Source organism: Helicobacter sp. MIT 14-3879, assembly GCF_003364125.1.
Genome location: NZ_NXLP01000015.1, coordinates 21693 through 32515, shown reverse-complemented (window position 1 = coordinate 32515; position 10823 = coordinate 21693). Strand labels below are relative to the sequence as shown.

At 24.9% G+C, this 10823-nt stretch carries 11 protein-coding genes; all 11 read left to right on the top strand.

Annotated elements, in window-relative coordinates; translation table 11 throughout:
* Nucleotides 1–886: 886 nt before the first annotated feature.
* The 11 genes from CQA44_RS08040 (at nucleotide 887) to CQA44_RS07995 (ending at nucleotide 10806) form a co-directional block, all read left to right on the top strand.
* Entirely contained in the window at nucleotides 887–1696 is an 810-nt protein-coding gene (locus tag CQA44_RS08040; RefSeq protein ID WP_115546751.1) for a hypothetical protein, read from the top strand.
* 8 nt (nucleotides 1697–1704) lie between these two features.
* Entirely contained in the window at nucleotides 1705–2289 is a 585-nt protein-coding gene (locus CQA44_RS08035; protein WP_115546750.1) for a hypothetical protein, read from the top strand.
* A gap of 98 nt (nucleotides 2290–2387) precedes the next feature.
* Nucleotides 2388–3227 carry a hypothetical protein gene (locus CQA44_RS08030; protein WP_115546749.1) on the top strand — a complete coding sequence of 280 codons (840 nt, stop codon included), beginning with the start codon at nucleotides 2388–2390 and terminating at the stop codon, nucleotides 3225–3227.
* Nucleotides 3228–5036: a type IV secretory system conjugative DNA transfer family protein gene (locus CQA44_RS08025; protein WP_115546748.1), complete on the top strand. Its 1809-nt coding sequence runs from the start codon at nucleotides 3228–3230 to the stop codon at nucleotides 5034–5036.
* Nucleotides 5036–5392 carry a hypothetical protein gene (locus CQA44_RS08020; protein WP_115546747.1) on the top strand — a complete coding sequence of 119 codons (357 nt, stop codon included), beginning with the start codon at nucleotides 5036–5038 and terminating at the stop codon, nucleotides 5390–5392. Before CQA44_RS08025 ends, CQA44_RS08020 begins: the two co-directional genes overlap by 1 nt.
* Nucleotides 5393–5396: 4 nt before the next feature.
* Nucleotides 5397–6368 carry a PBECR2 nuclease fold domain-containing protein gene (locus CQA44_RS08015; RefSeq protein WP_115546746.1) on the top strand — a complete coding sequence of 324 codons (972 nt, stop codon included), beginning with the start codon at nucleotides 5397–5399 and terminating at the stop codon, nucleotides 6366–6368.
* Nucleotides 6365–7150 carry a hypothetical protein gene (locus CQA44_RS08010; protein ID WP_115546745.1) on the top strand — a complete coding sequence of 262 codons (786 nt, stop codon included), beginning with the start codon at nucleotides 6365–6367 and terminating at the stop codon, nucleotides 7148–7150. The genes CQA44_RS08015 and CQA44_RS08010 overlap by 4 nt, the downstream gene beginning before the upstream one ends.
* On the top strand, nucleotides 7147–9021 hold the full coding sequence (locus tag CQA44_RS12580) for a hypothetical protein (protein WP_181881832.1): 1875 nt from the start codon (nucleotides 7147–7149) through the stop codon (nucleotides 9019–9021). Before CQA44_RS08010 ends, CQA44_RS12580 begins: the two co-directional genes overlap by 4 nt.
* The gene (locus CQA44_RS12575; protein ID WP_115546744.1) at nucleotides 9005–9268 is read left to right on the top strand and encodes a hypothetical protein; all 264 of its coding nucleotides are present in this window, start codon (nucleotides 9005–9007) and stop codon (nucleotides 9266–9268) included. The genes CQA44_RS12580 and CQA44_RS12575 overlap by 17 nt, the downstream gene beginning before the upstream one ends.
* On the top strand, nucleotides 9196–10338 hold the full coding sequence (locus CQA44_RS08000; protein ID WP_115546743.1) for an AAA family ATPase: 1143 nt from the start codon (nucleotides 9196–9198) through the stop codon (nucleotides 10336–10338). Before CQA44_RS12575 ends, CQA44_RS08000 begins: the two co-directional genes overlap by 73 nt.
* Nucleotides 10339–10806, top strand: coding sequence for a hypothetical protein (locus tag CQA44_RS07995; protein ID WP_115546742.1), 468 nt, complete (start codon nucleotides 10339–10341; stop codon nucleotides 10804–10806).
* Nucleotides 10807–10823: the final 17 nt, after the last annotated feature.

Below are 10823 nucleotides of genomic sequence, written 5' to 3'. Positions count from 1 at the left end.
GCCCACGACTTTAGACTAACGCTAGAGCGGGATGATAGGAGTAGGCTTCCTATACTATCAGAGTTTGCATACAATATAGAGTTTATATCAATATGTTATATTATCATTAACAATATATTTATAATATGTTATATTTATAATAATATATTATAATGTATCATATATTTATAATAAAATATATTTATTTTAATTACTTATAATTTTTTATTCTGTTAGTTTTTTAAGTAGAAGTTATTATATTGATAGTGTAAATTAATTTATAATATATTGTAAAGAATAATATATTTTTAGTTAAATTATATTTATAATTGAATTTTGTAATACCTAAAAATCGATTTAGAGAACAAAAAAGCATTTAATTTATACTTCCATATAGTTGATATAAAAAAAGCATTTATAGACTTATTTTGTTGTAAATTTAATATAAATATTATTAATAATAGATATTTTATTAATTTTTATTTTTTTAAGGTTAAGTTGAGTCTATAATACTAAAGTTTTGTATTATTTTGTTTAAGAAATCTGTGAAATTTATACTTTTGAATGAAAAGTTTTATATTTTATATTGTTATATATGTTGTATATAATAACAATAAAAGAAATTTTGTTTAAAAATCTTTTAAAAATATCGTAATTTAGGCACTTCTAGCTTTTCTTAATCATAACCTGTGCGGTTATATATCATAACCTGTGCGGTTATATATCATAACCTGTGCGGTTATATATAAGCTATTTTTAAGTCTATTTAAGCTCTTTTTAAATTTTGGCTTAAGGTTAGAATATAACTTTAAAAAGTTATGAAAAATACTTAAAATAATCTTATTTATAATATTTATATGTTATAATTTCATAATTTAAAAATTATAACATTAATTAGGATAAATAAATGGATACTGGTAATTTTAAAATTTTACAGAGACAAACTTCTAATATTAATTTAGAAACAGGTGAAGTTAATGTTAGTGAGGAAGTTTTAAGATTAAAAACAAAAAAAAGAGAAAAATTTATGCTTCTTTATGTTGAAAATTTTAATCTTATTATTAATCTTAGAAAAAAAACACAAGAAGTTTTAGCATTGATATTAACAAAAAAAGTAACCTATGGAACAAATGAAGTGGTTTTAGATTCTCCTTTTAGGGCAGAACTTTCACAGAGACTTGAAACAAGCAGACAAGTAATTGCAAATACTATTGCTGAACTTGTTGAAAAAAAAATATTAAAGCGTGAAAAAAAGCTTGGAGGTTATATTTATCATCTTAATCCATATATATTTGGACAAGGTGAATGGAATACTATTGAAAAGCAAAGGCAACAATTTACAATAGATTACGATTTTGTAAATATGACTGCTAAAAAAGAAATAAAAACAATTACTGCTTATGAAGGACTTCCTAATAAAGAAAATATACAAGTCATCAGTAGAGAACAATATACAGATGAGGCTGGTATTAAACATCATAATGTTTTAGTTGAAGATAAGAAAGAAAATAATACAAATATTAAATCCACTAATAATTTGATAGCTAATCAATCTGAAAATGTTGATTTTGATAAAGAAATAAAAAATATTAGTTTTGAAGAAAAAAAAATAGAGCTTGAAATTTTAAGAGAAAAAAATAGAGAGCTTGAACTAAAAAATAAAAATATTGAACTTGAGAATGAAAGAATGAGATTAACTAATGGAACTTTATTTTAGGAGCATTAATGGAACAAAAACTAGGCAAGAAAGGTTGGATAAAAACAGGTTATGTTGATAGACTTATACAAACACAAAATAATGATACACACACAAGAGGTAAGAAAGTCAAAACTACAATAACACATAATGCTATATTCTTTTTAAAATGGGGTAATGAAACTACAAAAATAGAATTAAATTCTTATTCTCCTATGCAATTTGAAAATGGAGATTTAGTAAGTGTATTTGGTATAGGTAATAGCATCGCTTTTTGCCATAATTATAATATAAAGGATAAGATTGTTATTAATAGAAGGTATTTCTTTTGGAGTATGGTAATATTGTCTATTATCTTATTTTATTTTAGTATTAAGCATTTATCTACACCATATAATCAAAATGTCTTAGTATTTATTTGGGTATTAATAACTTTATTTTTTTGGGGTTGGGCTATTATATCTATAATTAAAGAAAACAGACTTGGCAAGAAAGCTGATTATTATATAGCAAGCTTTGAACATACACTAAATAAACTTGAAGATTCTAAAGATTCTATGGATTATAAAGAATTAGAGAAACATTTATTGGCTGGATTGGAATCAAATAGATAAATTTAGTAAAAATAGTATAAATTTTATTTATGCAAATTTATGTAAATTTTGCATAAATAATGTTATAATTGCTTAATTTAATATTAAGAAGGGTTTTAGTGGGTTTTGCTATTTTGCTTAGTCTTTTTGTATTATTTTTTTGGTTCTATTACAGAAATCAACGCTCTAGGAGAGACCTTGCTTATATTATTTTTTTAATATCTATGTTAATTATATGGGTTACTTATTTTTTTGTAAAAGATTATTATTTAGACGATAAAAAAGACTTAATTTTTTTATCCTCACTTGTTGCTTTTGTGTTATTATTTTATTATTTAAAAAATTTATTGTCTTCTGTTCCGCTAAATATCATTGCTAAACAAGAGTCTTATTGGGATATTAGTGCTAGTAAAATTGTTAATTTTTTTGCATATCGTAAAGATTATAAGAAAAAACGAATAGATATAAATATTAATGAATTACAACAATCTTGGATAAGACAATTTAATAATAATGAAATATATCTAAGTGCTAATTTCTTTTTAGATTATGAGAATCTTACATTAACAAAAATTAAAAATATAAAAGAATTATCTTCGTATCCACTTTATGAAATGATATTTATCAGATTATCTAAAGTAATTAATGATAAAGAACTTAAGCTTAATTATGATGATTTATTATTAAAGAATGATTTTATAGCTGAATATTTTTTAATGGAACTATGGGAAACTTATACAAAAGATATTAATATCGGTATAGCTTCATTAATTTTAAAAGCAAATAGAAATATTGAGAAAGAATTGATATCGGCATTAGATAATTTAGATTTAAATAGTGTTAAAAGAAATGGTGCAGGGCTTTATTATTCATATATGAAATTTAAGAATAAATTACCAATATTACAAGAACAAGATTTGTTTAAAGTTAATGTTGATTCTAAATATGAGGATTTTTAAGTGATACATCAACAACTTCAAGAGCTTACATATTCCATTAAACAAGATAGTTTTTTTGATTTAGTAATAAATGATATAGCCGTTAAAAATACTTTATTTGCATTTTGTATTATTGGAGCTTTTGCTTGCTTCTTTAATAATTTTTATTTAGTATTAACAATGATGATATTTGTTGTTACTGCAATATGTGCTTTATATCTATCCCCAAAAAGCATTAATAAACAAGGAAATAATATTATAGAAAATCAACCAAATAACAAATATATGTTAAATATAGGCACAGAAATTAAAAAGTTTTATGGAGATGCGGTTAAGTCAAGTAAAAAACAAGATAATAAAATTGCACCTATTTTATTAGATGCGGAGAAAATAAAGAGGCACGGCTTAATTATTGCTACTATTGGTGCTGGAAAATCTGTATTAATGAAAGGATTAACTGAACAAATTGCACAGCTTGGCGGTGGTTGCTGTGTAATTGATGGTAAAGGGACAGCAGAATTTGCAAAAGAAATATTTGGAATTGCTTCAGCTTATGGTAGAGAAGCAGATTTTATTTATTTGAATTTTTTAGATATGAATAATACTCACACTATCAACCCTTTATTGAGTGGTGATGCTTTAGCTTTAAGTGAAATATTAAACTCTTTACTAGACGGAGAAGAAAATGAATGGAAATCTAAACAAAAAGAGTTTATGGAAATAGTTTTAAAATTACTTGTATATAAAAGAGATAATGAAAATTTACCAATAGATTTTTCAATTTTAAGTCAATATATGAGTTTTTCTAAAATATTAAATGAAATGATTAATTATAGGCAACAAATTTATAAAAGTGTTATTTTAGATGATTTAGTAATATATACATCTACTACTATTGATATGGGTTATGAAGAGTTTTTAAATGCTAGTGAAGATTATATAATGGAAAAATATCAATTAGCAGAAAAGAATCAAGCACAAGGCATTTATGATGTTGGAATGGCAGTCCAGCAATGGAGAAGTATTATTATTAAATTAAAATCTAATTATGGGCGTATTTTTAATACACAGACACCTGATATTTCAATGTGGGAGATAGTTCAAAGAAATAAAATATTATTTGTTACACTTCCAACAATGGCAAGTGATGTAACACCTAGATATCTAGGTAAGCTGATATTAGGATTATTTAAAGCAGTGGCAGACCAAAAGGCTAGATTTGCAAAAGAGCCAGAAATACCATTTGTTATTCTTGCAGATGAAGTGGGTAGTTATATGCCAGAGGGTTTTGCAAGGTTAATGAGTAAATCAAGGGCTTTAGGAATCAGTGTATTTCCTATATTTCAAAGTTTTTCTCAAATTGATATAGTTGGTAAATTATTGGGCGGGGAATCTAGCGAAAGAAAAGAGCTTGTAGATGTGATAGGAACACATATTATTATGAAATCAATGAGTCCAGAGGCAAGCGATTATTATTCTAAGTTTGTTAAGAAAACAAAATATTTAGAAAAGTCTTATTCTATCAAAAGAGATTTTGTAGATTCTGCTATGGGTGCGGAACAAAGTTATAGTATAAGAGAAGAAGACGCTATTTTGCATAGTGAGGTTACGGCTATGAATAATGGTGAAATGATGATTATTTTAGATGGTGAATTATATCGTGCCATAGCTCAAGCAGAATCCTCTTTATTAAACTATGGAAAAAAGATTACTTATGATGGTAAAAATATTAATACTCCACTTCCAATTTCTAAATATATGCCAAAGTTAGATTTTTTTAAAATGATGAGAGAATATGAAAATTATAAATTAAAAAAGGAAGTAGCATAATGAGTGAAACAATGCAAGATTTAAATGATACAGAACAAATTGCAAAATACATTATTAATTTGCAAGATGATTTAGAAAATATAGCTTTGTATTTAAAAGAAGTTATGGACAAAGTAGAAATTTTAGAAAAGAATAAACAACAATCTAATCAAATTCAAATTCCCCAAAATATCAATTTTGATTATATAAAGGCTTTGGTAGAATCTGATACAATAGAAAGAGAAAATAAAATGAAAGAAACTATTACACAAAATGTTTTGAAAAATATACCAACGCAAAAAAATAATCAAAGTTTTATTAATATTATTATTTTTACATTACTTCTTGTATGTTTATATTTATGTTTTAAAGGATAGAATATTGGAAAATACAATAGATTCAAATATTTTTTCTGATGAAATAGCTAAAAATATTATCCAAAATTTAGCTAAAAATAAAAATTTAGCTTATGATTTAAATCCAAAGGCTGATATATTAAAATTAATTATAGACTTTTCAAATCCTATAAAAACGCCTCTTTTTGAAACTAAAATTAATATGGATAAATTATTAAATCATTTAGCAGAAAAAAAAGATGTTTCAAGACGCTTGGAATACATAAATCTTATAAAACCTACTTTAGAGCAACCACTCTTTATTAGCAAAGATAATGATAGATATAAATTTGTTAAAACTTTTATAGACAATGATAAAGTTATTAAGTTTTTGAGTGTAATAGAAGATGATAAAGGTAATTTTATTGGTATTACAGCAACACCTATAAAGAATACTGATTTAAAAAACTTATTGAAAGGAAATATAGTTTGGGGTGGGGACACACTCTCGGCTTTAAGCACCCCACAAATAGCTAAACAAGAAGCCGAAGCTACAAGTAAAATTATAAGACAAAAAAGTATTAAAAGTCAAATTTCTTCTAATGAGTATAAAGTATCACAATCTATTAATCGTAAAGGTTTTATTAACTTAATAGCTAAAAGTAAAAGAGAGAATTTAGATTATCTTAAAAAATTAGCAAAACATAAAAATAAGAACAATGTTAAATCATCTAGCCATATAGATTCTAATGATACATTGTCTATTAAATCAGCTTTAGCAATATTATTAGATATGATGAAAGGGATTAAAAAAAGTCTTGATGAATATAAAGATTTTAAAGAATTTAATAAGCAAAAAGAAGTCAATGAGTTACAATCTAATATTAAACAAGAATTAAAAGTTAATCAAAATTATAAAAAAGAATTAGATAGAATAGAATCTGGTATAAGAAAACAAAATAAAACCAATGATGCTAACTTTACTAGAAATAATCAGCGATTAAGGCATAAGCAATGATACAAGCAGCTAGAAATTCAGACTCTCAAAGTTTTTTAAGAGAAGCACAAGAAGCATTGTTACTTTTTAATAATTTATCTGCACAGCAATTATTTGAAGAAAAAATTGCTAATATGATAGAAAAAAGAGCGAATCCAGAAATAACCTATACAGGTGCAAAAGAATTAAGAGAAAATATTTTAGCCTATTTAGAACAGAATGGAGAACCTAAAACTGCTAATATTTGGGCTAGAAAATTAAAAATTAATAGAGAAGCCATTAATAGTCTTAAAGATGAGATTTTTAGAAGATTAAAAGAACATAAAATTGAAGGTGTAGTAGAAATTCATTTGCAGGATAGAGAGGTTAATTCCTCACATATTCAGTTTGTAGGCAATAATGTTGAGTTAGCACAGGCAATAATTGCAAATGCTATTGTTAAAAGTGGATATGAAGATAATATAGATTCTGCAATTAATAAAAATGCAATACCAGCTTATAGCACACTAGAAACTAAATATCTTCCTAGAAAACAATCAATTGTTGAAGAAATAAAAGCAATTGAAAATTATGAAAATAAAAGAAAAGAGATTTTAAAAGCAAAAGAACAACAAAAAGAAAGAATAAAAGATTTATTTAAAAGTATTGAATTAAGAGCAAATGCTTTTAGAAATATGTTAAAAAGCTTTGAACCTATTTCAGCACATAAACAGAAAGAAAGTAGATTGGAAAAAATAAGAAATATAAAATCACAAAGCACAAAAGAATTAGAAAAATCTTATCAAAAAAGGAAACAAAGATGATAAAACTAACTCATAATAAAGCACAATTAGGAGATATTCATATATCTGATTTATATCAAACACCAATATCTACTTTTGGTAATTTTTGGAGTGGAAGCAGAGAAGATTATGATGAATATTTAAAGAATTATAATTTAAATATTAACTATAGTAATGTAACAAATTTAGAGCAATTACATAGTGTAGTTTCACAAAATTTTATTGGATTTGAGAAAGCAATAAATAGAAGTATAGGGCAATTTAATTTTTTACTCCGTTCATCATTAAAACCTAGAAATCTCCCACCATTAGAGTTAGAAGATTATATGAAACTAGAAATTGATTTAAGTGAAGAGTCTCCTGATATAAAGCAATCTATGAAAGAAAAGTTTATATCTAGCTCTAGTAGAAGTTTTATAGATTTTAGAAATATTATTGATGATAAGCTTGTGTTTATTTATAATAGGCGAGGTGCTATTAATGAAGGTGATAGGATAGCAATATGTAAAGCAAAGCCATCAATTACTTTAAAAGACAATTTTAAAGCTGCAAAGGATAATAATTTTATCATTTCTGGTTTATTAAAAGATATTGCTTTAAAAGATACAACATTTATCTTTACTTATGTGGCTGGTAATGATATTAAAGAGTTAAAAGCAGAATCTAATGATATTTTAGATATTGCAAAACTTAAAGAAGAAAATAATACCAATCAAACTATATCTCAAAATGAAATTAATATTATAGAAACTGCTAAAAAAGAAATAAAAGAGGAACAATCACAAAATAGACAATCTTTAAAAGCGGATTCTATATATAGTGAGATTACTAAAGAAACAAGCAGCCAAATAGAATTAAAAGAAAGTATAGATTCTACTATAAAAGATTATGAGGCAAAAGAATTAGAGAAATTAAAGATGAGATTATCAAAAAGCAAAGAACTTGCTGTTGATATTTATAAAGAATTAAGGAATAAAATTGAAAATCATAATGGAATCTTAGAATCTTTAAATATTTTAAAACAAAAATATAGAGAAGAACACGCAGTCAATCTAGCAAGTATCTATTTAGGTAAAGATTTATTAGATGTCATACAAAAAGATAACCTAATTAATAATTTAAAAAATACTATAAAGCAACAAGAGGAATATTTATCCAAAAAAGATATTGAAATTTCAAAAAGAGAAGATACTCTATATTCACTTCGTTCTACATTAAGCCAAAAAGAAAATGATATAAGTCTTTTAAAAGAAGAAATGGAAAATACAATTAATGATTTAAATAATCAAACAAAACTTACTATCCAAGAGCTAAATAAATCTTACGAAGAACAAAAAGATTTGCTTGAAAAGGATTTAATGGAATCTGACGAGCTTGTTTCTAGGCAAAAAGAACAGCTTAATTTTAAAGATGAGCAAATTAATAATTTAAACACTAAATTAGATTCTCTTAATAAAGAGCATATATCTTTATTAGAAAAAAACCAAGAGTTAAAAACATTAAATAAAGATTTAATTACTAGAGCAGAGATTGCAGAAAAAGAATTAAAAATATTAAAAGATTTAAAAGATTCAAATGAAAAATTAGTTATTGAAAATACAAATTTGTATGAGCAAAAGAAATTACTAGATGTTAATATTAATGATTTAAAAAATACTCTGCAAGAGCTTAAAGATAAAAATAAAGCACTAGAGGCTAAAATAAATTCTATGCAAATTGATTATAAAGATATAGTTGATAAGTTGTTAGCTCAGATAACAGAAGAGAATATTAAAAATAATAATTTAAAAGATAATTCCAATCCTAATAATAAAAAAGAACAAGAAAATAAATTTAAGTCAAGTAATGTAAAAGAAATACTAGAGAGGAATTCTAATGCAAGAAAACAATAGTAAGATTTATTTTACTAGCATAAATATAGCTATTAATATAGAAACTCCAAATAAACCAGAAATTAGTATTAGCACTATCGCTAAAAAAAATTCTAATAAATCGGGGGGGGGGGCAAGTATTGCACTCCAAATCCTCAAAAACCAAGTCAAGTCGCAAAGATTAAGGAATCTTAAATGTTGTGGCTTATTGCAGAGGATCGCTTTTACTATCAAAATCTTACTTCTCTTAAAAGTGAATATGAACTAGAAGATATTATTGTATTTCCTAATAATGATGATATTAGAAATAATATTCAAAAGTCTAATATTGCATTTATTGCTCCTTACTATCCTCCTAAAAATATTCGTTCTATTTTTGTAATACAGATATTAGCAAACAAATATGGTGTTTTAACTTCTCAAGAATTTAAATTAAAAGTTTCAGAATCTAAAGCTTTAGAAAATCGTTTAGGTTTAAGTGTTATACACTCTCCATTTTCTTTAAAAGATATTGGCGGTGCAGAATCTCTAAAACAATACACAAAAGAGCTATTGCAAGCTGAAGCAAAAGGTTTTCGTGCTAAGGCAATTTTTTTAGTTGGAGTTCCCGGAACAGGCAAAACATTTTTTCCTAAGTGTTTTGCTGGTGAGACTAAAAGATTGCTTATTCAATTAAATTTAACACTCATAATGGAAGCAGATGAGCCTATTGCTAGACTTAATGCTGTCTTTGAATATTTATCACAAAGACACACTTTAAATCCAAGTGAGCGTTATGTGATTTTGATTGATGAAATAGAAAAGATGATAGGTAATGCTGAAGCGATAGAAAAAAGATTATTAGGTCGTTTATTAACAATATTAAATGATATGAATACAGAAGCAGCGGAATATAAATTTGATGCAATTTTCTTTGCTACTGCAAATAATTTAAATTCTATTTTAGATAATAACCCAGAATTGTTAAGAAGAGGGCGATTTGATGAACTATTTTTTATAAATTTACCAGATTCTAAAATGGCAAAAGGTGTTTTTGAAATCTATCTAAATAAATTTCAGATTGCAGATGAAGTTTATAGTCAAATGAATTTGGAATCCATACTAACAGAGATTGAACAATATTATTCTAAAGCTAACAATGCTCCTGATAGATTCCCATATACAAGTGCAGAAATAGAAACTTTTTGTAAAAAATTGCATTTTTACAAAATAGCTTATGGTTATGTAACTAAAGAGCATATCTTGGAATCTATAAAATTAATTATACCAATTATTAAAAGTGCTGAAGAGGGTGTCAATAGAATGATGGCTCAAAGTGAGTTATTTTTAGGAGTATAGATGATAAAGATAGCACAATATCCATTTGTTTTTTGGTTTATGAGAAATATTGAAATTAATTTTTTAGATGATTCGATTTGCACAATAAATTCTAAGCAATATAATTATAAAGCATTCAATAAATATATATTTTTAGCTTTAAAATATATATTGCCAACTCTAATAATTTATTTTATCTATACTAAGGCAGATTTTAGTTTTGAAATAAAAAGACTTATTGAGTTATTTTTAGGATTATATCTTGCTGTTACATTGATATTAAAAAGAATTTTATTATTTCGTATAGGATTATTAGTAACTATCTGCGTTTGTATTTTATTTTTAGAGCCTGCAATTTCTGCATTTGTAGCTAAATATTTTTTAACAATTTTTATTTTTTATAGTTTTAAGCAAGATTGTTGTGTCAAGGTATTTTCTTTGAGTAACAATAATCTCTTGATTACACATTTTATAACTAGGAATGAGTAAATGAATAAATTAAGCAT

Coding starts and splice junctions, on each gene's coding strand:
- CQA44_RS07995 (WP_115546742.1), top strand. CDS start 10,339: ATGATAAAGATAGCACAATATCCATTTGTTTTTTGGTTTATGAGAAAT.
- CQA44_RS08000 (WP_115546743.1), top strand. CDS start 9,196: ATGTTGTGGCTTATTGCAGAGGATCGCTTTTACTATCAAAATCTTACT.
- CQA44_RS08040 (WP_115546751.1), top strand. CDS start 887: ATGGATACTGGTAATTTTAAAATTTTACAGAGACAAACTTCTAATATT.
- CQA44_RS12580 (WP_181881832.1), top strand. CDS start 7,147: ATGATAAAACTAACTCATAATAAAGCACAATTAGGAGATATTCATATA.
- CQA44_RS08010 (WP_115546745.1), top strand. CDS start 6,365: ATGATACAAGCAGCTAGAAATTCAGACTCTCAAAGTTTTTTAAGAGAA.
- CQA44_RS12575 (WP_115546744.1), top strand. CDS start 9,005: ATGCAAGAAAACAATAGTAAGATTTATTTTACTAGCATAAATATAGCT.
- CQA44_RS08020 (WP_115546747.1), top strand. CDS start 5,036: ATGAGTGAAACAATGCAAGATTTAAATGATACAGAACAAATTGCAAAA.
- CQA44_RS08035 (WP_115546750.1), top strand. CDS start 1,705: ATGGAACAAAAACTAGGCAAGAAAGGTTGGATAAAAACAGGTTATGTT.